Genomic DNA, 21,099 nt, shown 5'->3' with positions numbered 1-21,099 from the left:
GTAGATCGTACGCCCGGAATCACCCCGTTCGAGCGTGACAACCGCCACGGCCCGCGGAAACCCTTCCCGCAGGGGCACGCCCACCCGTGCCCCACACACGGATCACCAGTCTCCGATGGTCCCCGGCCGGTCGATCCCGAGATCGACCATGTCGATGATCTCCTGAGCGTTGTCGGGCGCCGACAAGCGAATGCCGTCGAGCTGGTTCACTCGAGCGGCGAGGGTGATGCTCGACAGCAGCCAGATGCTGTCACAGTCGAAAAGGTCCGCGGTGAACAGTGTCTGGTACTTGCACTCCCAGCCGGACTTCTCCGCCACGTTGAACAGCGCACGCTGCGTGACGCCGGGCAGGACGCCGCTCTTGGCGGGCACGGTGATCAGCTGCTTGCCGCGAGCGATCACCACCGTCGAGCGCGGGCCCTCGAGGACCTTGTGTTCGGTGCTGTGGAAGATCACGTCCTCGGCGCCCATCCGCCGCGCGAACCGCAGCGCGGCCATGTTGGTCGCGTACGACAGCGTCTTCGCGCCGAGCAGCTGCCACGGCGCCGCCTGCGCGAGGTCGACCGAGATGCCGCGCGCCAGCGACATCACCTTCACGCCCTCGGCGCGCGCCGTCGCGACCCGCGCGGGTACCGGGGAGACGAGCACATACGCGGTGGGTTGCGGATCCTCCGGTGCCAGCTCCGAGCGCGGCGCGTCGAATTCCGAGTCGCGGCCGCGCGTGTAGATCAGCCGCAACATTCCTTCCTCTTCCGAGCCCCATTCCTTCACGGCCAGTTCCACCGCGGTGCGCCACCTCGACAGGCCCGGCTCCGGCAGTTCCAGTGCCTGCGCCGAGCGGCGCAGCCGCGCCAGGTGGAATTCCAGCGCGGTGGCCGTGCCGCCGCGCACCAAAATCGTTTCGAATACGCCATCGCCGCGAAGTGCGCCGATGTCGTCGGCATAGAGCGACGGCACGTTCGCGTCAGCGACCGTCCCGTCGAGTGTCACAAGTACCCGTTCTCCCATGCGCCGAGCGTAGGCGTTATCGCTCTGTTATGCCTATGGCTGCTCCGAATCGAGCTCGCGACGCGCGCCGCGAAGACGACCACGTGCGGCGCGTGTCGGCAGACGCGCCTACAGTGGGTGTCGTGTCACAGGTCGTCTCCCCCAGTCCTGTTCTCCATACTCCGGGTGCCGTCGCGGGTGCACCCGATACCCCGGACGCCGCGGTCGCCTGGCATTACGGTGATCCGTTCGGTGAGCAGAAGGCCGCCGCGGAGCGGGTCGCGGTCGTGGATCGCTCCCATCGCAGCGTCGCCACGATCACCGGCGCCGAGCGCCTGAGCTGGCTGCACACCATCACCAGTCAGCACATCGCCGCGCTACCCGACGGGCACAGCGCCGAGACTCTCGACCTCGATCTCAACGGCCGGGTCCTCAATCACTTCGTTCTCACCGACCTCGACGGCACCCTGTGGCTCGATACCGAGGCCGACCGCGGCGCCGAGCTGCTGGCGTTCCTCCAGAAGATGGTCTTCTGGGCCGACGCCAAGCCCGAGGACGCGCCGGATCACGCCGTGCTGAGCCTGCTGGGCCCGCGAGTGGACACGCTGCTCGATGCTCTCGGCATCGCGCAACTGCCAGAGATCTACGGAGCGGTCGCGCTGCCCGGTGGTGGATTCCTGCGGCGGATGCCGAACTCCTTCGATCTGATCGTGCCCCGGGCCGAGCTCTCGGCCTGGTGGACCAAGCTCACCCAGGGCGGTGCCGCACCGGCGGGTATGTGGGCCTACGAGGCGCTGCGCGTGGCGTCACTGAGGCCGCGCATCGGCGTCGACACCGACGAACGCACCATCCCGCACGAGGCCCGCTGGATCGGCGGCATCGACGAGCACGGGGCCGTCCACCTCAACAAGGGGTGCTACCGCGGCCAGGAAACCGTGGCCAGGGTCCACAACCTCGGCAAGCCCCCGCGCAATCTGGTGCTGCTGCACCTCGACGGCTCGGCCGACGAGCGCCCGGCCACCGGTGACGACGTGACCGCGGGCGGCCGCACCGTCGGCCGCCTCGGCACTGTCGTCGACCACTACGAACTCGGCCCGATCGCCCTGGCTCTGATCAAGCGTTCGGTCCCCGCGGGCACCGAACTGGTGGTCGGCAGCATGGCCGCGGCCATCGACCCCGACTCGGTCCCCGCCGACGACACCGAGCAGGCGGGGCGCGCCGCCGTCAACCGGTTGCGCGGGCGATGAACCGTCCGGTCATGCGCGTCGGCGATACCGGCCGCGTCGAGGCCGTGTGCGTCGTCCACGCCGAGATCGAGGTGCGCACCCGTGTCGGTCGCACGGCCATCGACAAGCGTCCGGTCGACGGCCGGGTAGCGGTGGCCGCCCTCGGTCTGCACGGTGACCACGTCTGCGACACCGCCCACCACGGCGGCATCGACCAGGCTGTCTACGCCTATGCCGACGAAGACGCCCGCCGCTGGGCGGATGAACTCGACCGCGAACTGCCCGCGGGCTGGTTCGGCGAGAACCTGCGCCTGACCGGCCTGCCGGTCAGCGACGCGGTGCTCGGCGCGCACTGGGCGATCGGCGACACCCTGCTCGAGGTCAGCGCGCCCCGGGTGCCCTGCGCGACCTTCCAGCAGTGGTCGGGCGAGCAGCGGTGGGTGAAACGGTTCGCGCTGCGATCCGATACCGGCGCCTACTTCCGGGTGCTCACCGAGGGCACGATCGGCGCGGGCGACGAAGTCCGCGTCGTCCACGTTCCCGAACACGGCATCACCGTGCGCGATCTGTTCACCGGCGCCGACCCCGTGCGCCTGGAACGACTGCGCGCGGAAGAGGCGACCATCTCCGCCGACGTTCGCATGCAGATCGACCGCCACACCCGAACCCGAACCGTCGCCGTGGAGGTCGAGGCATGAGCGGTCAGCGCGCGGAGGCGGCATCTCGCGTAACCACATGCCCGAGGGAGACCGCATGAGTGTCGAACTGGTCGAAGTCGTCCGATCCGGCTTCCGTGAGTGCGTGCACCGCGGATCCGTCGTCATCCTCGACGCCTTCGGCACCCCCACCCTCGAACTCGGTGAGATCCACGGCCCGATCTTCCCGCGCTCCACCAACAAGCCGATGCAGGCACTGGCCCTGCTGCGCAACGGTTTCGATCCCGTCGACGACGACGAACTCGCCATCGCCACCGCCTCCCACTTCGGTGAACCCGACCACATCGCCCTCGTCCGCCGCCTGCTCGATCGCTTCGGCTGCACCGCCGGCGACCTCGCCTGCCCACCCGACCTGCCCTTCGAGGAGAAGGCCCGCGCCGCCGCGATCACCGGCGCGGGCCCGAGCCCGCTGTACATGAACTGTTCCGGCAAACACGCCGCGATGTTGGCGACCTGCGCGATCAACGACTGGCCGCGCACCGGATACCTCGAGATCGAGCACCCGCTGCAGCAAGCGGTCCTGGCCACCGTCGCCGACGTCACCGGCGAACCGGAGACCGATCTGGGCATCGACGGCTGCGGCCTGCCGATCGTGCCCGTCTCGCTGATCAACCTCGCGCGCGCCTTCGCCGGCTTCACCACGGCCGAGTCCGGCACCGCGCCGCGCCGGATCGCCGATGCCGTTCGGGCGAATCCACGAGTGATTTCCGGCACGAGCGGCCCGGATCTGCTGGCCATGTCGGCGACCCCTGGACTGTTCTGCAAGATCGGCGCCGACGGCGTGCACGCGGGCGCGCTACCCGACGGAAGGGCCTTCGCGTACAAGATCGAAGACGGTCACGATCGGGCCCGGATGCCTCTGACGCTGGCGATTCTGCGCGAACTCGGCGTCGAGTGGACCGATCAGCACACTCAGCTCGCGGCCACCGCGGTGTTCGGCGGCGACGCCAGAGTCGGTGTGATCCGCGCGATTCCGGGAGTCATCTGAGACCGGGCGGTCTGGGCGAAGAAGGGGCAAACCGGGGCGCTTCGACAGGTCTTCACCCACTCCTGGGAGCGCGACGCCCTGACACACGCTAAAGTGTCTGTCAGGAAGAGTATTAATTCGAACGGGGCCGCCAACAAACCCCAGGCCGCCCCGCAGTGACGCGAGGGGGTCAGCCATGGGCCGTGGCCGGGCTAAGGCAAAGCAGACCAAAGTCGCACGTGAGCTCAAGTACAGCTCCGCGCCGACGGACTTCGCGAGCCTTCAGCGCGAGCTGTCGGATAGCGATGCTTCGCCCTACTCCCAACCCAGGAGTAGTGCAGTGCTGTCCGATGAGCATGATGCGGACGAGTCGCCGTCTCGTTGGAACGACGAGGACGACGGCTACGACAGCTGGCGCCGCTGACCTGACAGCGACGAAGGGGGAGGCCGACCGGCCTCCCCCTTTCAGCCGTTCTCAGGTGAGTGACGACAGGCTCGCAGTAGCAGTTACGGCGAATACCTGAATACGCGACGAGCGTCCTGTGCGATGCACAGGACGCTCGTCGTGTTCGCCGCCTCGAGGCCCCGACCACCCCGAGCCGACGGTCAAAACCCTCCGGGTATGGGTTAACCACTCAGTGGCCGGAACAAACCCTGAATGCACCGAGAGCCGGGTCGCGACCATCGCGACCCGGCTCTCGTGCGTAGCGGAGATCAGAACCTGGGGTGATCGCCCAGCAGCACCGCACGCGGCGCTTCGACATCGGCGGCCTTCTTGACCTGGCCCAGCGTCCAGCAGTCGATGTGGCGGGCCGTGAGCACCGCCAGCGCACGGTCAGCGTCCTCGGGCGCCACGATCGCGACCATGCCGACGCCCATGTTGAACGTCTTCTCCATCTCGATCCGCTCGACGCGGCCGCGCTGAGCGATCATCTTGAACACCGGCGCAGGGTTCCAGGTGCCACGATCCAGCTCGGCCACCAGACCTGCGGGCAGCACCCGAGCCAGGTTGGCGGCCAGGCCACCACCGGTGACGTGCGAGAAGGTGCGCACGTCGGTTTCGGCGATCAGCGCGAGGCAGTCCTTGGCGTAGATGCGGGTCGGCTCGAGCAGTTCCTCACCGAGGGTGCGGCCGAACTCCTCGACGTACCCGGTGAGCGACATCCGATCGATGTCGAGCAGCACCTTGCGCGCCAGGCTGTAGCCGTTGGAGTGCAGGCCCGAGGAGCCCATCGCGATCACGACGTCGCCGGGACGCACCCGGTCGGGGCCGAGGACCGCGTCGGCCTCGACGACGCCGACGCCGGTGGCGGACAGGTCGTAGTCATCGGGATCCATCAGACCCGGGTGCTCGGCGGTCTCGCCGCCGAGCAGCGCGCAACCGGCCTTGATGCAGCCCTCGGCGATGCCGGAGACCAGCTCGGCGACCTTCTCCGGGATGACCTTGCCGATGGCGATGTAGTCCTGCAGGAACAGCGGCTCGGCGCCACACACCACCAGGTCGTCGACGACCATGGCGACCAGGTCGAGGCCGACGGTGTCGTGCTTGTCGAGGGCCTGGGCGACGGCGATCTTGGTGCCGACACCGTCGGTGGAGGCGGCCAGCAGCGGCTCCCGGTATCCGCCCTTGAGCGCGAACAGCCCGGCGAAGCCACCGATACCGCCCTGCACCTCGGGTCGGCTGGCCTTCCTGGCCAATGGTCCGAACAATTCGACGGCGCGGTCACCGGCTTCGATGCTCACGCCCGCCGCAGCGTAGGAAGCGCCTGCACCGCTGGGTGTCTGTTCAGTCATTGTGGGGGAAAGCTCCAAACCGAATCGGCGGATAGATGCCTAGTAACTCTATGTGATCCGCCAGTCCAGGTGTCGTGCGGCTCCTACCTCATTGTTCCAGTTCGGTGGCGAATGTGGCGGCGATCTCGGCGCGACGCCGCCGCTGTTCGACCGGGTCGGGGACCGGAACGGCGGCAACGAGGCGGCGGGTGTACTCGTGCTGCGGGTTGCGCAGGATCTGTTCGTTGTCGCCTTCCTCGACGCAAGATCCCTCGCGCAGGACCATGATCCGGTCCGCGAGCTGGTCGACGACGGCGAGGTCGTGGCTGATGAACAGACACGCCCAACCGCAACCACGCTGCAACTCGGCGAACAGCTCGAGTACCGCCGCCTGCACCGACACATCGAGCGCGCTGGTGGGCTCGTCGGCCACGAGCAGATCGGGGTCGAGCACGAGCGCGCGCGCCAGACTCGCCCGCTGACGCTGCCCGCCGGACAGTTCGTGCGGGTACCGGTTCTCGGTGCCCGCGGGCAGCTGCACGTCGTCGAGCATGTGCCTGACCCGCGCGCGAATGCTCGCCTTGTCACCGATGCCGTGCACGACCAGGGGCTCGGCGACGCATTCGCCGACGGTCAGGCGGGGGTTGAGGGATCCGGCCGGGTCCTGGAACACGAACCCGAACCGCCGCCGGATCGGCCGCAGCTTGCGCTGGGACAGATCCGCGATGTCCTGCCCGCGAATCAGCACGTGCCCCTCGCTCGGCCGTTGCAACGCGGCCACGCAGCGCCCGATGGTCGACTTGCCCGACCCCGACTCGCCGACCAGCCCCAGGGTCTCCCCCGGCCTGATCTGCAAGCTGACGCCGTCGACGGCCCGGAAGGCGGGCCGGCCGAACGGCCCGGGGAACGTGACGACCAGATCCTTCACATCGAGCACGGGCTCGACGGTCCGGTCGATCACGGGCCGCTCGATGGTCGCCGCACCGAGATGCGGAACGGCATCGAGCAGCGCCTTGGTGTAGTCGGCCTTCGGGCTGGCGAACAGCTCGTGCACCGGCGCCTGCTCGACCACCTCGCCCGCGCGCATCACCACCACCCGATCGGCGAGGTCGGCCACGACACCCATGTTGTGGGTGATCAGCACGATCGCGCTGCCGAGCCGATCGCGCAGATCGCGCAGCAGTTCCAGGATCTCGGCCTGCACGGTGACATCGAGCGCGGTGGTCGGCTCGTCGGCGATGATCACCTTCGGCTCACACGAGATGGCGATCGCGATCATCACGCGCTGTTTCTGCCCGCCGGAGAGCTGGTGCGGGTAGTAGTCGACGCGATGCTCGGGATCGGGCAGACCGACCAGGCGCAACAGGTCGATCGCCTTGGCCTTGGCGGCTTTTCGGCCCATCCCGCTGTGCGCGCGCAGCGCTTCACAGATCTGGAAGCCGACGGTGAACAGCGGGTCCAGCGCACGCGCCGGTTCCTGGAACACCATCGACACCTCGCCGCCGCGCAGTGCGGTGAGCTGACGTTCGGTCATCGAGGTGACCGGCCGGTCGCCGATGGTCACCAGCCCGCGCACCGACGCCGAATGCGGCAGCAGTCCGATGGCGGTGCGCGAACTCACCGATTTGCCCGACCCGGACTCGCCGACGATGGCGAGCACCTCACCGGGGAACACCTCGTAGGACACGTTGCGTACCGCGTTCACGGGCCCGCTGTCGGTCGAGAAAGTGACCGACAACCCCGAAACAGCCAGTGCGGCGGTCTTTTCACTCATCGACTGTTTCCTTGTCTGCCGAGGTGACCGCACGCCGGGTGCGCAGCAGCGGGTTCAGTGTTTCGTCGAGGCTCTCGCCGACCAGCGTCATCCCGAGCACCACCAGCACGATCGCGGTGCCGGGGAAGATCGAGGTCCACCAGATGCCGTTGGAGACATCGTTGAGCGCCTTGTTCAGGTCGTAGCCCCACTCGGCGGCCTGGGTGGGTTCGATGCCGAACCCGAGGAAGCCGAGCGCGGCGAGGGTGAGGATGGCGTCGGCGGCATTGATCGTGACGATCACCGGCAGCGAGCCGGTGACGTTGGACAGGATGTGGCGGAACATGATTCGCGTCGTCGACGCCCCGGTCACCCGGGCGGCGTCCACGTACGGCTCGGTCTTCACCGCGACCGTCGCGTTGCGCACCACCCGGAAGTACTGCGGCACATAGACAACCGTGATCGCGATGGCCGCCGACAGCATGCCGCCGAGACTGCTCGACGTGCCGCCCGCGACGACGATCGACACCACGATCGCCAGCAGCAGCGACGGGAACGCGTAGATGGCGTCCATGATCAGCACCAGCGTCTTGTCCACCCAGCGCCCCACGAACCCCGACAGCAGCCCCAGCGGCACGCCGATCAGCAGCGACAGCGTCACCGAGATCGCGATCACCAGCAGCGCGGTGCGCGCGCCGAACAGCACCCGCGAGAGCACGTCCTCGCTGCGCACCGAGGTACCGAACCAGTGCTCGGCCGAGGGACCTTGCTGCGGCACGAAAGCCACTCCGTCAGCGGAGTTCTGGGCCAGCCCGTAGGGCGCGAGCAACGGCGCGAACGCCGCCACGAACACGAACACACCGACCAGCACCAAGCCGGTGATGAGGGTGACCCGTTGCAGCCCCGAGGTTTTCGACAACAGTTCGGCGCCGGGCAGACGCCGGCGTTTCACAGCGGTAGTCATCAGAACCTCACCCTCGGGTCGATCAGCGCGACGATGGCGTCGACGACGAAGCTCATCACCGCGACAACCAGCGCGATGAACGCCACGATGCCCTGCACCGCGATGAAGTCGCGCGCCCGCAGATACTCGGCGAGCTGATAGCCCAGGCCTTTCCATTCGAACGTGGTCTCGGTGAGCACCGCGCCGCCGAGCATCATCGCGATGCACATGCCCATCACCGTGATGATCGGGATCAGCGCGTTGCGCACCGCGTGCCTACCGGTGACCACCCGCGTGGACAATCCGCGCGCCCGCGCCGCCTCGACGAAATCGCTGCGCAGCGTCTGGATCAGGTTCACCCGCACCAGCCGCAGGAAGATGCCGCCGGTGAGCAGCCCAAGGGCCACCGCGGGCAGCACCGCGTGTTCGAGCACGTCGAGCACATAGGACGGTTCGCCGTAGAGGATCGAATCGATGATCAGGATGTTCGTCTTCGGCGAGACATGTTGCAGCGCCAGCTCTACGTCGGTGCTGGCCCGGCCGCCGACCGGGAACCAGCCCAGCCATACCGAGAAGATCAGCTTGAGCAGCATGCCCACGAAGAACACCGGTGCCGCGTAGGCCAGCACCGCGGAGAACCGCAGGAACGCGTCCGAGGGCGTATCCCGGTGTGTCGCGGCGTATCTGCCCAGCGGAACACCGACCGCGAACGCCACGAGCAGACCCCAGAAGACGAGTTCGAAGGTGGCGGCACCGTAGGTGATCACCACATCGCTGATCGCCTGGTTGTCCTGGGTCCGTCCGAAGTCACCGTGCAGGAAGCCGGTGATGTACTCCCAATACTGCGTCAGGATAGGGCGATTGAGCCCCGCGGCTTCCTTGCGGTCTTCGATCTGGTCCTGGGTCAGCCGGCCACCCATGGCCGCGCTGATCGGGTCACCGATCACCCGCATCAGGAAGAACACCACTGTCACCAGCAACCACGCGGTCGGCAGAATCAGCAACAGCCGAATCAGCAGGTACCGCAGCAAAGCCACCTGGCGGGAACCCCCGCCGCGCATCCACCCGAAACGCCGCGCCCGGATCGGTGATCCGGGCGCAGCAGCAACGTCACTCACTTGCTCAGAACCGTGAACCGGAACTTGAAGGAGCCGTCGAGGGTCTGATCGACACCGTCGACGCCCGGCTTCGACACCGCGACCTGCTTACCCGAGAGCAGCGGCAGGGTCGGCAGGAAGTTCTGCGCCAGATCGGTCTGGATCTTCTTCAGCAACTCGGCCCGCTTGGTGGGGTCGCCCTCGGTGGTCTCGGCGGTGAGCTGGGCATTGATGCCGGGGTTCTCGAAGTGCGACTGCAGGAAGTTGTTCGGGCCGAAGAACGGCGTCAGGTAGTTGTCGGCGTCCGGGAAGTCCGGGAACCAGCCGAACTGGTACATCGGGTAACCGTCGGAGGCGCGCTCCTTCTGGTAGGTCACCCACTCGGTGGACTGCAGGTTCACCTTGAACAGACCCGAGGCCTCCAGCTGCGACTTGACCGCCGCGTACTCCTCCGAGGAGCTCGAGCCGTAGTGATCGGGGTTGTACTGCAGGTTCAGCGTCACCGGGGTGGTCACGCCCGCGTCGGCGAGGAACTTCGCGGCCGCGGCCTTGTCCGGCTTGGCGCCGTAGAGGTCCTTGAGCGGCTCGGCCGCACCCGCCATGCCGGCGGGCACGTAGCCGAAGGCGGGCTGATAGGTGCCCTTGTAGACGCCGTTGGCCAGTGCTTCGCGGTCGACGGAGGACGCGAATGCCTTGCGTACGGCCAGCTTCTGCTCCGGGGTGTTGCCCGGCATGGTGTTCATGTTGAACACCACGTAGCGCAGCTCGCCGCCGGGGCCGTCGGTGACCTTCACCTTGGAATCGGCCCGCAGGGAGTCGATGTCGGTGGGGGTGAACGAGCGGTAGCCGACGTCGATGGCGCCGTTCTGCAGGTCCAGCTTCAGGTTGTCGGAGGTGGCGTAGTACTTGGTCGACACCGTCTTGGTCTTCGGTGTGCCGAGGATGCCCTGGTAATCGGGGTTGGCCTGGTACTCGACGAGCTTGTTCTTGTCGTAGCTCGAGATCGTGTACGGGCCGGAGTAGCCCTTGGCCTTGACGACCTCGTCGTCGGTGGCCACCTTGTCGGCCGGGAACACCGCCTCGTCGACGATGGGGCCCGCCTGGGTCGGCAGGATGGTCGGGAAGGTCTGATCGTTGGCGACCTTCAGCGTGAACGCGACGGTGAGATCGTCGACCACATCGGTCTTCTCGAGATTGCCGAGCAGCGACGCGGGACCGTGCGGATCGTTGATCTTCACCATCCGGTCGAAGGAGAACTTCACGCTCTTCGCGGTCAGCGGGTTACCGCTGGCGAATTTCAGCCCGGACTTGATCTTGCAGGTGTACACAGTGGGAGTGGTGAATTCGCACTTTTCCGCCGCGTCGGGCTTGGGCGTGGTATCGCCCGGTGCGAAGTTCAGCAGATACGAATAGATCTGGTTCTCCACCAGCAGCGAACCGTTGTCGTATGCCGCGGCCGGGTCGAGCGAGAAGATCTTGTCGGTGGTACCGACGACCAGGCCCGCACCGGAGCCCGCCTCATCGGTGCGGCCGGAGCCACAACCGGCCAGCGCGGCGGCGACAGCGGCGGTAATACCCACTGCGGCAATTTGTTTCGCGCGCGTACTTCGTGCCTTGTTCAACATCAGGTCCCATTCTCGAACGCCGCGCAGCCGTCGCACCCGGATCACAGGGGCGACGACTACATGGTGAGCTAGCGATATATCGAGGGACCGTACAGGTGAACCATTACCGCCCAGTTTCAAATGGTCCGAATTATTGCCGCCATGTTATGAACTAATCTTACGAAATTGCCGGTTACCGGAATTACTCTCGTACACAACACAAAAGGGGCCGATCAGGTTTATCCTGTCCGGCCCCTCTGGTGCGGCGTAGTGCGACGTGTCTTTACCGCCGACACGTGTTATGGACGGCTCAGTGCGTCCACGTTGGCGTTCTCACCGAGCAGCTTCGACTCGGCCTTGCCCGAGAGCATCCCCTCGAGCACGTTCTTGCCGATGGCGGCCTCCGGCGGCAGTTCGATCGGGTAGTCGCCGGTGAAGCAGGCGGTGCACAGTCGCGAGCGCGGCTGCTCGGTGGCGGCGATCATGCCCTCGGTGGAGACGTAGCCGAGAGTGTCGGCGCCGATGGAGCGGCGCACGTTCTCGACCATGTCGGCGTAGCTGTCGTCGGCGCCGGTGCCGTTGGCGATCAGCTCCGCGCGCGAGGCGAAGTCGATGCCGTAGAAGCAGGGCCACTTCACCGGCGGCGACGCGATGCGCACGTGGATCTCGAGTGCACCGGCCTCGCGCAGCATGCGGATCAGCGCGCGCTGGGTGTTGCCGCGCACGATGGAGTCGTCGACGACGATCAGTCGCTTGCCCCGGATCACTTCGCGCAGCGGGTTGAGCTTGAGGCGGATGCCGAGCTGACGGATCGTCTGGCTGGGCTGGATGAAGGTACGGCCCACATAGGCGTTCTTCATCAGGCCCTGGCCGTACGGAATGCCGGAGCCCTGGGCGTAACCCACCGCGGCGGGCGTGCCCGACTCGGGCACCGGGATCACCAGGTCGGCCTCGACCGGATGCTCCTTGGCCAGCTTGCGGCCGATCTCCACGCGGGTGGAGTGCACCGAGCGACCGGCGATCGTGGTGTCGGGGCGCGCCAGGTACACGTACTCGAAGACGCAACCCTTGGGCTCGGGATTGGCGAAACGCATGGAGCGCACGCCCTCGGAGTCGATGGCCAGCAGCTCGCCCGGCTCGATCTCACGGACGAACGCGGCACCGACGATGTCGAGCGCGGCGGTCTCGGACGCGACGACCCAGCCACGGTCGAGCCTGCCCAGCACCAGCGGGCGCACGCCGTGCGGGTCACGCGCGGCGTAGAGGGTGTGCTCGTCCATGAAGGTGAGGCAGAACGCGCCGCGCAGCTGCGGCAGCAGCTCCATCGCGGCGGCCTCGATGCTGGAGTCCGCCGAGGCGTGCGCCAGCAGCGCGGTGACGATGTCGGAGTCGGAGGTGGCGCCGGTCATCTGCGGGCGGCCATCGATCACACCGGCGCCGATCAGGCCGAGTTCGCGTGCGCGACCGGCCAATTCGGCGGTGTTCACCAGGTTGCCGTTGTGGCCCAGAGCGAGGCCGGAGCCGACGGAGGTGGTGCGGAAGATCGGCTGCGCGTTCTCCCAGGTGACGCCACCGGTGGTGGAGTAGCGACAGTGCCCGACGGCGATATGCCCCGGCATTGCCGCGAGCGTCTGCTCGTCGAAGACCTGGGAGACCAGGCCGAGATCCTTGAAGACCAGGATCTGGGAGCCGTCGGAAACGGCGATTCCGGCCGCCTCCTGCCCGCGATGCTGCAGGGCGTACAGGCCGTAGTAGGTGAGCTTCGCCACGTCTTCGTCGGGAGCCCAGACGCCGAAGACGCCACACTCCTCGCGAGGGTCGTGTTCGATCTCGTCGGGGGTATTGGGCGTGGGGACGATCGTGGGATCGACGTCGGTCACCGTTTGCTCCCTGTTCGGGCGGGCTGGGGGCACTAGTCAGTCTACGGGTCATCCGCAGCGGGTAGTACGCGCGCTCGCATCCCGGCAGCAATCCACTGGTCACGAACCCGCCGATCGGCCACACAGAGCTGTTACGGTGCGCATCGTGACGACGGACGACAGTGCACACGTTGCAGCCGGTGGAACCGGGTCGCATAGCGACAACACCGGTGCGGAGCCGATTGATTCCGACCAGAAACCTCTCGGCGAAGCGACGTTCGCCACACCGAACTTGAATCGGCGTCACTGGGCTCGCATCGTGCTCGCGCCGACCGCGGTCTTGACCGTGCTCACCGCACTGCTCGGCTTCATGTACCTCGGCTATATCGCCGACCCGGAGAAGAATCTGCACGACTTCCCGATCGCGCTCGTCGATTCCGACGTCGGCGATGTCATGGGCTCGGGCGATCAGCGCAAGCAGGTCGATTTCGGCAAGCAGATCGCGGATGCGCTCGTCGCGGGCGTGCCCGCCGATCAGATCGACTTGCGCGTCGTCGGAAAATCGGAGGCCGAGCAGTTGCTGCGCACCGGACAGGTGTACGGCGCGATCATCATCCCCGGCGATTTCAGCAAACGCCTGGGCATTCTCGGCACGGGCAGCATCGTGCCCGGCGAGATGGAACGGCCGATCATCACCCTGCAGACCAACCCGCGCATGGGCGCCTACGGCGTCGGGATCGTGCAGCGCATCGGCGACCGGGCGCTGTCGGAGGTCGACAAGCAGGTCGGGCTCCAACTGACCGAGCAGGTACGGGCGACCCTGGCCGAAACACCGGCGGGCGCGCCGCCGCCGCAGGTGTCCGGCGCGGCCATGATCACCCTCGAGAGCCCGATCGATGTGGTCGCGCAGGAATTCCGTCCGCTGCCGAGCGGCACCGGGATCGGCCTGACGGCATTCTTCTTCTCCCTGCTCCTGCTGCTGGCCGGGATGGTCGGGGCGATGGTGATCCACACGATGGTCGATTCCCAGCTCGGCTTCATGCCCACCGAATACGGCCCCTGGTCCGTGCACTATCCGCCGACCCCGATCTCGCGCTTTCACACCCTGCTCATCAAGTGGGGGGTTTCGGCGCTGGTCGCGGTGATCGTTTCGCTGGTGTTCCTGCTGGTGGCGAAGGTAGTGGGCATGCCGGTCGACAATCCGCTCGCCCTGTTCCTGTTCTCGGTGCTCGCCATGATCGCGGTCGGCTGGACCGCGCTGATGACGCTGGCCGCCCTGGGCACCGCGGGTCTGCTGGTGAACCTGACCCTGTTCGTCATCCTCGGTCTGCCGTCCTCCGGCGGTACCGTCCCGATCGAGGCGACGCCGACCTATCTCGCGTGGCTCGCCGAATTCGAGCCGATGCACCAGGTGTTCCTCGGTGTCCGCTCGATCCTGTACTTCGACGCCAGCTATGCGGCGGGTCTCGACCGCGGCATCTGGATGTCGCTGCTCGGCATCGCGATCGCCGTCGTCCTCGGCACGATCATCACCCGCTACTACGACTACAAGGGCCTGCACCGCAAGCACACCGCGGCCGCGTGAGTTGGCGACCCGGTTGCCGCTACTCGGCAGCCGGGTCGTCCCGCGCGGGCAACGGCACGATCGGCAGCCACCCCGCGATCTCCCCCGCCCTTGTCCCCGAGGCGCTCACCACCCCCGCCCGCACCGCGTCGTCGAATCCGAGCAGCCCGGTAGCCAGCAACAACCAGGTCCGCGCATCCGTCTCCACCACATTCGGCGGATTCCCCCGGGTATGCCGAGGCCCCTCGATGCATTGCACGGCCACGAACGGCGGCACCCGCACCTCCACCGAATGCCCCGGCGCACTCCCCGCCAGGGCCCGCGCCGTCCCCTTCACCGCGGCCCCCAACTCCCCCCGCCCCGGCACCGGCAACGCCGGATCCCGCAACCACTCCCCCACACCCAGCACAGCCGCCCGCACCTGCGCGGGGTCGACCACATTCCGTCCAGCCATACCGCGAGACGCTACCGACGTTCACCGACATTCCGGTCACCCGAGCCGACTCCGTGACCCGAACGTCGAACACCCGCTAGCGTGACTTCCGATGAGACGCGCGACAGCCTTGATCTCGATCCCCGCGGCGACGCTGATCGCCGCCTGCCAGACGCCCGACGACACCACCCCGCCCGATCCGCCACAGACCGTGCTGGCGTGCCAGGGCAAATACGTGACCGGCCCACAAACGATCGCCGGATTCGACCTCTCGAAATTCATGCAGCGCACCCGCCTGCCACCGGATGTCCGCATAGCCGCGGGAAGATCGGCCGTCTCGCCCGGGCGACCGGGCTCGGTCGACTTGTACCTCGACCTCTGCCTGCCGGGCACCGCGACGATGAACGACCTCCTCCCGGTCGCCACCGACCTGGCTCACGAGCTCAAGGCCGACGAACTCGGCTCCCGCACAGACACATTGACCATCGCCTGCGTGTGCGCCCACCTCCCTGGCCGGACCGAAGTGCGCGACGAGGACTTCCCCGAGCACCCGTGGAACGGCACACCGTCCCGCGACGCCGAGTACCTGACCTGGACCAGGTCCGACAGCTGAAACAGGGGCTCACGGCAGCGCCCCGACGGCCGATCGAACGCCCGACGGCGCCGATCGGCGGGGCTCGTCGTACATTCGTCCTATGAGTGTCACCGATCCCCTCGAGCCGACAACGCTGCGATTGCGCGCTGCCGACGGGCTCGCCCTGGTCGCGGACAGCTTCGGCGCCGAAGGCGGCCCGTTGGTCGTGATGCTGCACGGCGGCGGACAGAACCGGCATTCGTGGAAGCGGACGGGACGGGCGCTGGCCGCGGCGGGGATGCGAGTTGTCGCCGTCGACGCGCGGGGACACGGGGACAGCGATTGGTCACCGGAGGCGGACTACTCCAGGACCGTGATGGTGGCCGACCTGCACACCGTGCTCGAACAGCTCGGTGCGACGCGGGACGCGGGCGCTGTGGTGGTCGGGGCCAGCATGGGCGGGATCACCGGGCTGCTCGCCACCGCGACGCCGGGTGGCAGCGCGATCCGCGCACTCGTGCTGGTCGACATCGTGCCCCGCTCGGAGTCCACGGGCGTGGCGCGCGTGATGGACTTCCTCGGCAGGCACCGCGACGGTTTCGACACCCTCGACCAGGTGGCCGACGCGGTCGCCGCCTACCTGCCGCACCGCCCGCGTCCCGACAACGCCGACGGTCTCCTGCGCAACCTGCGTCAGCGGGACGGCCGCTGGTACTGGCACTGGGACCCGGACCTGATCAGCGACGTCAACGACGACCCGGAAGCCCGCATCGTCGAGATGGAAGCCGCCGCCGAGGCGCTCACCATCCCGGTCCTGCTGATCCGCGGCGGCAAGTCCGACGTGGTCAGCGACGAGGGCGCCGCGGCATTCCTGGCGCTCACACCGCACGCCCGCCTGGCCGAGATCAGCGCCGCGGCCCACACCGCCGCGGGCGACGACAACGACGCCTTCACCGAGGCCGTCGCCGATTTCGTCGCGACTGCCTGAGCGGGGTTACCGCCGCAGCCCGTCCACCCACCGAGCGGCGGCGGGCGCGAGCGCTCCGCCGGCATTGATCGCCAGATGCAGGAGCGCGGGCGCGGTGGCGCTACCCGACCGGCGCCGGAGTTCGGTGAAAACGAGGCCGGCGAGGGTGGTGGCCAGCACCGTGGGGACAACCGGATCGCCCGCGACCCGTGCCGGTCGGATGTGCCAGAGGCCGAAATCGAGGGCGCTGATCACGGGTGCGAGCGACCCGGCGCTCTCGGCGAGCACCGGGTCGAGGGTTCCGCGGAAGACGGCTTCCTCGGCCAGGACCGTGCCCACGGGGATGTGCAGGCCGATCCATTCGAGGGTCGATGTCTCCGGTGCGCGGACAGCGATCTCGAGCGGGAGGCGACGCAGGGACGGGATCGACAGGGCGACGGCGTAGCCGGCGACGACGACGGCCGCACTGCCGAAACCCCAGCGGAAGCCACTGGGCGACAACCAGTTCGGGTTACCCCGAAAGAGTTTCGTGTAGCCCGTCGCGAAAGCGATGTTCGCCGCGGTGCGGCCCCGCAGCGCAAGATCGAGAGCGGGGAGAACCCGGTTGCTCCACAGCAGCGGAAGGGCCAGCGCGGCAACGGCTTCGAGCCTTCTCACTTCACCTCCCGCTCGTAGGTTTCCGCCGATTCCAGTGCGACACGGATGCTTTCGACGACATCACCGTTCAACCCCGGCGGCGCCGCGACGGCCAACCACCCGTCCAGCACCAAACTCCCGTACCGGTGCCCGTGCCCGTCGACCACCCCCTGCGCGTTGGTGAGATCGGCCGTGACCTGCCAGAACGTCACGAACGGCGCCCACCGCATCTGTGTCGACACATCGGGACCGCGCGGTTCGCTCAACCAATCCGGCCGGGTGAAGATCAGATCGGCCGACCACCACACGATCGGGTCGGACGGATGTTGCAGATAGGCGATGCGGGGTTCGCGCCACGGCTCGGCGCGATCGAGATCTGTCGCGTCATCGGCGAATCGGACGACGAGCCCGTCCGCGTACACCGGCGCCACCGCGGGCGTCCCCGGATCACGGCGGTCGACGAACTGCCGCCACAACCGATTCGAATTCGGCGGCCCCACCCACAACGCGCCGTCGACCTCCTCGCGAAGATCGGCCAGCCCGTCGAACGCCTCCTCCGACCCCTGCGAACCCAGGCTCTCCCCATAGACGAACAGTTTGGGCCGATGCCCCTCCGGCTGGGCCGACCACCGCTCGTACACCGCGTCGAACAGCTCCCGGCTGGCCGCGGCCGCCTTGTCCCGGTCCGACAGGAACGAGAGCACGCTGGGCAGATACGAGAACTGGGTCGCCACGATCGCCGTATCCCCGCCGTAGAGGTATTCCACGGCGCCCGCGGCCATCCCGTTGACCCACCCGGTCCCGGTCGTCGTGACCACCACCATCGCCTCGCGTTCGAAGGCTTTGGTCCGCTCCAGTTCGGCGACGGCCAGCTGCGCGGCGGTCTGGTCCCGAGTCACCGACTCCAACCCCACATAGGCCCGGATGGGTTCGCGCGCGGTCTTTCCCGTCACCTCGGTGATCGCGGCGGCACTCGGCCCGTTGGACACGAACCACCGCCCCTCGAACCCCAGCGACTGCCACGGCGCCAGCGATCCCGGACTCCCCGAACGCTCCGGCGCGATCGGCTGCACCGCGTACGGCGTGGCCCGATCGTTGCGCACGCTGAACGCCGAGTTGGCCACCGCGAAGAATGCCCGCGAGGCGACGCCGTTGAAGATCGTCACCGCGAGCACGACCAGCACCAGCAACCCGGCGGCGGGCGCCACTTCGCGCGGCACCCGCACCCACCGATTGAGCTGGCGAGCCAGGCCGAGCACCATGACGCGCACCGTCCGATACGCGGCCACCACCGCCACCCCGACGGCCATGCTGAGCAGTCCGGTCCGCAGATAGGCGGGCGTGGTGGTGCCCGCCATCCCCATCAGCGAGGTGATCTCGCGCTGCCACCGCGCCGACTGCACCAGCATCAGCGCCGCCACCAGCGCACACCCCACCAGCACGGTCGCCTTGATCGCGTATCGCAGCCGATCGGACGGGCTCGGAATCGGAATCCGCGACCGCACCCACCGCCGGAACAACCACTCGAGCACACATCCGAGCCCGTAACCGATCGCGGCGTTGATCCCGCTGATCAGCCCCTGGAACAGCCAGTCACGCGGCACCAGCGAAGGCGTCACCGACAGCCCGAAGAACAGCGTTGCCAGCACCAATCCGACGTAATTCAGATCGACGACGACCTCGACGCGCCGCAAGACCACGGCGCCGCGCGCACGCAGCATCGCGGTAGTCGAAGCGCGCTCGGTCACCGCCCCAGTATGGCGGCCGGTACCGACAATCACCGGATTTGTGACTGCGGAGCCGCTCACAAACTACGTACCGCACTCGAGTAGTTGTACGCGCGATCGCGACACCGAGGATCAGCACACTGAGAGCCATGAGCACAAACACCAAGCCGAAGAACACCTCGGCCTACATGGCCCAGGCCGCGATCGCGTTCGCTGTGAGCCTGTTCGGGACCGGCGCCGGAATCGCGTACCTGCCGCTGGACGGCTGGCAGCGCGCGTTCCTGGCGATGTCGGGCCTGTTCCTGGTGACCAGCTGCTTCACCCTCGCCAAGGTCGTGCGCGACCAGCAGGAGACTCAGTCACTGATCGGGCGGATCGACGAGGCGCGGCTGGAACAGCTGATCGCCGAACACAATCCGTTCAAATCGGTGTCGTGAGCCGAGCCGGGCGGCGCCGATCGAGGGGTTCGGCGCCCCCGGTTCGTCACTTCAACTGACGTTCGGTAGCCATGGATTCTTCGAGGAACACCCGAATCCGGGCAGCCAATTCCGGTGTGTAGTCCGATGGTTGGGCCACTGCGGCCCACGCGTCGGGCACCAGGTTGCCGTAGTTGTGGCCGTGCCCGTCCGACACCGTCTGCGCGCGCGGCAGATCCGCGGCGACCTGCCAGAACGTGACGATGGGATACCACGACATGGCCGGTGAAACATCGGGTCCGCGCTTCTCCCGCAACCAATCCGGCTGACTGAACAGCAGATCCGGCGACCACCACACCACCGGGTCGGAGGCGTGTTGCAGGTAGGTGATGCGCGGGTCGTTCCAGGCCGGCGTCGGCCGGGCCAGCTGATCGTCGTCGGCGGCGAACCGCACCGACATCCCGTCGGCGTAGATCGGGGTGATCTCGTCGGTGCCGGGGTCACGTCGGGTCACGAATTCCGACCACAACCGGTTGGAGTTGGGCGGTCCCACCCACAGCACGCCGTCGGTGCGGTTGCGAATGTCGGCCAGACCGGAGAACGCACCCTCCGACCCCTGCGAACCGAGGCTCTCGCCGTAGACCAGCAGCTTGGGCCTGGCGTCTTCGGGCAGCGCCGACCAGCGTTCGTACACCTTGTCGAACAGCGTGCGCCCCATGGTCATCGACTTGTCCCGGTCGGACAGGAACGACAGCGCGCTGGGCAGATACGAGTACTGCGTCGCCACCAGCGCGGTGTCGCCGCCGAACATCAACTCGATCGCCTCGGCGCTGACGGTATCGACCCAGCCGGTGCCGGTGGTGCTGATCACCACCAGCACTTCGCGTTCGAAGGCCTTGGTGCGGTCGAGTTCGGCGATGGCCACATCGGTCTGCGCCTCGACCCCGTCCGCGGATTCCAGCCCCGCGTAGACCCGAATCGGTTCGCGCGCGGGCTTTCCGGTGACCTGCCCGATCGCGAGAGCGGTCGGCGCGTTCGCCACGAACCATCGGCCCTCCGAACCCAGCGTGTCCCACTTGGCCAGCGACTCAGGGCTGCCGGAGCGTTCGGGCAGCGTCGGCTGGACCGCGTTCGGTGAGGTGTGACTGTTGCGCGCGCTGAACGCCGAATTGGCGACGGCGAAAAAGCCTTTCGCCAGCACACCGTTGAACAGCAGCACCGCGGCCACCAGCACGACGATCACCCCGAGCGGCCGGGCGAACGCCGCCGGAATCCGCACCCACTGGTTCAGCGCCCGCGTCACCGCGCGCACCAATCGCATCACCAGGCGCGAGATCCAGATCAGCAGTCCGACCACCACCGCGCCGACCAGCACCGTCCGCGGATACCCCGCGTCGGACACCGGCTCCATCCCCATCAGATCGGTGATCTGCCGCTGCCACTTCGAGGACTGGATGCTCATCAGCACCGCGAAGATCAGGCACGCCATCACGATCGCGCTCTGCAGCGCCACCACCAGCCAGCTCGGCCGCCGAGCCCATGCCGTGCGCACCTGCTCGGGCCAGGTGATCCGCGGCGCCACCCATTTGCGCCAGGCCCACGCCAGCAAGCAACCGAGCCCATAGCCGATCGTCGCGTTGATGCCGCTGACCAGCCCCTGGAAGAACCAGTCACGCGGCAGCAGCGAGGGTGTCAGCGACAACCCGAAGAACAACGTCGCCACGATCAAGCCGGCGTAGTTGGGATGAAAAAACCTCTCCACCAGGTGAATTCCCCTGATGAAGAGGTTCTCGCGAACTGCCGGTGGAGAAGCCGAGCTCGTATCCTCAGTGGTCACAAGCTCGACTCCTCTGTCCG

19 protein-coding genes are annotated in these 21,099 nt (G+C 67.7%); 8 read left to right on the top strand and 11 right to left on the bottom strand.

The window, feature by feature from the left end; all coding sequences use genetic code 11:
• Nucleotides 1-102: 102 nt before the first annotated feature.
• On the bottom strand, nucleotides 103-1,008 hold the full coding sequence (locus ACFVVI_RS20600) for an aminodeoxychorismate lyase (protein ID WP_378631794.1): 906 nt from the start codon (nucleotides 1,006-1,008) through the stop codon (nucleotides 103-105).
• A 122-nt stretch (nucleotides 1,009-1,130) separates the two neighbouring features.
• Here ACFVVI_RS20600 and ACFVVI_RS20595 point away from each other — a divergent pair, with 122 nt between their 5' ends.
• From ACFVVI_RS20595 to ACFVVI_RS20580, 4 genes are all read left to right on the top strand, one after another.
• Nucleotides 1,131-2,234, top strand: a complete 1,104-nt coding sequence (locus ACFVVI_RS20595) for a YgfZ/GcvT domain-containing protein (RefSeq protein ID WP_387446338.1) — start codon at nucleotides 1,131-1,133, stop codon at nucleotides 2,232-2,234.
• An 11-nt stretch (nucleotides 2,235-2,245) separates the two neighbouring features.
• A complete protein-coding gene (locus ACFVVI_RS20590) occupies nucleotides 2,246-2,911 on the top strand; it encodes an MOSC domain-containing protein (RefSeq protein ID WP_387446337.1) in 666 nt (221 codons plus the stop codon).
• A 55-nt stretch (nucleotides 2,912-2,966) separates the two neighbouring features.
• Nucleotides 2,967-3,917 carry an asparaginase gene (locus tag ACFVVI_RS20585; RefSeq protein WP_378990581.1) on the top strand — a complete coding sequence of 317 codons (951 nt, stop codon included), beginning with the start codon at nucleotides 2,967-2,969 and terminating at the stop codon, nucleotides 3,915-3,917.
• 175 nt (nucleotides 3,918-4,092) lie between these two features.
• On the top strand, nucleotides 4,093-4,320 hold the full coding sequence (locus ACFVVI_RS20580) for a DUF3073 domain-containing protein (protein WP_067448610.1): 228 nt from the start codon (nucleotides 4,093-4,095) through the stop codon (nucleotides 4,318-4,320).
• 290 nt (nucleotides 4,321-4,610) lie between these two features.
• On the opposite strand, the gene purM is transcribed toward ACFVVI_RS20580, so the two are convergent.
• The 6 genes from purM to purF all read right to left on the bottom strand — a co-directional run bounded on the left by purM (nucleotide 4,611) and on the right by purF (nucleotide 12,946).
• Nucleotides 4,611-5,690, bottom strand: a complete 1,080-nt coding sequence (purM, locus tag ACFVVI_RS20575; RefSeq protein ID WP_101464588.1) for a phosphoribosylformylglycinamidine cyclo-ligase — start codon at nucleotides 5,688-5,690, stop codon at nucleotides 4,611-4,613.
• Nucleotides 5,691-5,778: 88 nt separating this feature from the next.
• The gene (locus ACFVVI_RS20570; RefSeq protein ID WP_378990583.1) at nucleotides 5,779-7,443 is read right to left on the bottom strand and encodes an ABC transporter ATP-binding protein; all 1,665 of its coding nucleotides are present in this window, start codon (nucleotides 7,441-7,443) and stop codon (nucleotides 5,779-5,781) included.
• On the bottom strand, nucleotides 7,436-8,386 hold the full coding sequence (locus ACFVVI_RS20565) for an ABC transporter permease (RefSeq protein ID WP_378990584.1): 951 nt from the start codon (nucleotides 8,384-8,386) through the stop codon (nucleotides 7,436-7,438). The genes ACFVVI_RS20570 and ACFVVI_RS20565 overlap by 8 nt, the downstream gene beginning before the upstream one ends.
• Nucleotides 8,386-9,426, bottom strand: coding sequence for an ABC transporter permease (locus ACFVVI_RS20560; protein ID WP_358070928.1), 1,041 nt, complete (start codon nucleotides 9,424-9,426; stop codon nucleotides 8,386-8,388). The genes ACFVVI_RS20565 and ACFVVI_RS20560 overlap by 1 nt, the downstream gene beginning before the upstream one ends.
• A 53-nt stretch (nucleotides 9,427-9,479) precedes the next feature.
• Nucleotides 9,480-11,087, bottom strand: coding sequence for an ABC transporter substrate-binding protein (locus tag ACFVVI_RS20555; RefSeq protein ID WP_378990585.1), 1,608 nt, complete (start codon nucleotides 11,085-11,087; stop codon nucleotides 9,480-9,482).
• A gap of 278 nt (nucleotides 11,088-11,365) precedes the next feature.
• Complete coding sequence (gene purF / locus ACFVVI_RS20550; RefSeq protein ID WP_378631779.1) at nucleotides 11,366-12,946, bottom strand: amidophosphoribosyltransferase; 1,581 nt, start codon at nucleotides 12,944-12,946, stop codon at nucleotides 11,366-11,368.
• 298 nt (nucleotides 12,947-13,244) lie between these two features.
• Between purF and ACFVVI_RS20545 the strand changes: the two genes are divergently transcribed.
• The gene (locus tag ACFVVI_RS20545; RefSeq protein ID WP_379311936.1) at nucleotides 13,245-14,510 is read left to right on the top strand and encodes a YhgE/Pip domain-containing protein; all 1,266 of its coding nucleotides are present in this window, start codon (nucleotides 13,245-13,247) and stop codon (nucleotides 14,508-14,510) included.
• 19 nt (nucleotides 14,511-14,529) lie between these two features.
• Here the strand turns inward: ACFVVI_RS20545 and ACFVVI_RS20540 are convergent, their stop codons facing one another.
• Nucleotides 14,530-14,943: a sterol carrier family protein gene (locus ACFVVI_RS20540; RefSeq protein ID WP_387446336.1), complete on the bottom strand. Its 414-nt coding sequence runs from the start codon at nucleotides 14,941-14,943 to the stop codon at nucleotides 14,530-14,532.
• 91 nt (nucleotides 14,944-15,034) lie between these two features.
• Between ACFVVI_RS20540 and ACFVVI_RS20535 the strand changes: the two genes are divergently transcribed.
• Both ACFVVI_RS20535 and ACFVVI_RS20530 read left to right on the top strand, forming a co-directional pair.
• Nucleotides 15,035-15,535, top strand: a complete 501-nt coding sequence (locus ACFVVI_RS20535) for a hypothetical protein (RefSeq protein WP_387446335.1) — start codon at nucleotides 15,035-15,037, stop codon at nucleotides 15,533-15,535.
• 82 nt (nucleotides 15,536-15,617) lie between these two features.
• Entirely contained in the window at nucleotides 15,618-16,484 is an 867-nt protein-coding gene (locus ACFVVI_RS20530) for an alpha/beta fold hydrolase (protein ID WP_387446333.1), read from the top strand.
• 6 nt (nucleotides 16,485-16,490) lie between these two features.
• Here the strand turns inward: ACFVVI_RS20530 and ACFVVI_RS20525 are convergent, their stop codons facing one another.
• Nucleotides 16,491-17,120 carry a CPBP family intramembrane glutamic endopeptidase gene (locus ACFVVI_RS20525; RefSeq protein WP_387446332.1) on the bottom strand — a complete coding sequence of 210 codons (630 nt, stop codon included), beginning with the start codon at nucleotides 17,118-17,120 and terminating at the stop codon, nucleotides 16,491-16,493.
• Nucleotides 17,117-18,820, bottom strand: coding sequence for an alpha/beta hydrolase (locus ACFVVI_RS20520; RefSeq protein WP_387446540.1), 1,704 nt, complete (start codon nucleotides 18,818-18,820; stop codon nucleotides 17,117-17,119). The genes ACFVVI_RS20525 and ACFVVI_RS20520 overlap by 4 nt, the downstream gene beginning before the upstream one ends.
• A gap of 155 nt (nucleotides 18,821-18,975) precedes the next feature.
• Between ACFVVI_RS20520 and ACFVVI_RS20515 the strand changes: the two genes are divergently transcribed.
• Nucleotides 18,976-19,263 (top strand): YiaA/YiaB family inner membrane protein, encoded by a 288-nt coding sequence (locus tag ACFVVI_RS20515; protein ID WP_056818759.1) that lies wholly within the window; start codon nucleotides 18,976-18,978, stop codon nucleotides 19,261-19,263.
• Nucleotides 19,264-19,309: 46 nt separating this feature from the next.
• On the opposite strand, the gene ACFVVI_RS20510 is transcribed toward ACFVVI_RS20515, so the two are convergent.
• Nucleotides 19,310-21,079 (bottom strand): alpha/beta hydrolase, encoded by a 1,770-nt coding sequence (locus ACFVVI_RS20510; RefSeq protein WP_387446329.1) that lies wholly within the window; start codon nucleotides 21,077-21,079, stop codon nucleotides 19,310-19,312.
• Between the last annotated feature and the right edge of the window lie 20 nt (nucleotides 21,080-21,099).

This window comes from Nocardia sp. NPDC058114 (assembly GCF_042884695.1).
GTDB lineage: Bacteria > Actinomycetota > Actinomycetes > Mycobacteriales > Mycobacteriaceae > Nocardia.
This window is presented reverse-complemented; position numbering and strand designations above follow the sequence as displayed.

Coding starts and splice junctions, on each gene's coding strand:
- ACFVVI_RS20530 (WP_387446333.1), top strand. CDS start 15,618: ATGAGTGTCACCGATCCCCTCGAGCCGACAACGCTGCGATTGCGCGCT.
- ACFVVI_RS20520 (WP_387446540.1), bottom strand. CDS start 18,820: ATGCTGCGTGCGCGCGGCGCCGTGGTCTTGCGGCGCGTCGAGGTCGTC.
- ACFVVI_RS20540 (WP_387446336.1), bottom strand. CDS start 14,943: ATGGCTGGACGGAATGTGGTCGACCCCGCGCAGGTGCGGGCGGCTGTG.
- ACFVVI_RS20565 (WP_378990584.1), bottom strand. CDS start 8,386: ATGACTACCGCTGTGAAACGCCGGCGTCTGCCCGGCGCCGAACTGTTG.
- ACFVVI_RS20600 (WP_378631794.1), bottom strand. CDS start 1,008: ATGGGAGAACGGGTACTTGTGACACTCGACGGGACGGTCGCTGACGCG.
- ACFVVI_RS20560 (WP_358070928.1), bottom strand. CDS start 9,426: ATGCGCGGCGGGGGTTCCCGCCAGGTGGCTTTGCTGCGGTACCTGCTG.
- ACFVVI_RS20515 (WP_056818759.1), top strand. CDS start 18,976: ATGAGCACAAACACCAAGCCGAAGAACACCTCGGCCTACATGGCCCAG.
- purM (WP_101464588.1), bottom strand. CDS start 5,690: ATGACTGAACAGACACCCAGCGGTGCAGGCGCTTCCTACGCTGCGGCG.
- ACFVVI_RS20590 (WP_387446337.1), top strand. CDS start 2,246: ATGCGCGTCGGCGATACCGGCCGCGTCGAGGCCGTGTGCGTCGTCCAC.
- ACFVVI_RS20535 (WP_387446335.1), top strand. CDS start 15,035: ATGAGACGCGCGACAGCCTTGATCTCGATCCCCGCGGCGACGCTGATC.
- ACFVVI_RS20570 (WP_378990583.1), bottom strand. CDS start 7,443: ATGAGTGAAAAGACCGCCGCACTGGCTGTTTCGGGGTTGTCGGTCACT.
- ACFVVI_RS20555 (WP_378990585.1), bottom strand. CDS start 11,087: ATGTTGAACAAGGCACGAAGTACGCGCGCGAAACAAATTGCCGCAGTG.
- ACFVVI_RS20585 (WP_378990581.1), top strand. CDS start 2,967: ATGAGTGTCGAACTGGTCGAAGTCGTCCGATCCGGCTTCCGTGAGTGC.
- ACFVVI_RS20580 (WP_067448610.1), top strand. CDS start 4,093: ATGGGCCGTGGCCGGGCTAAGGCAAAGCAGACCAAAGTCGCACGTGAG.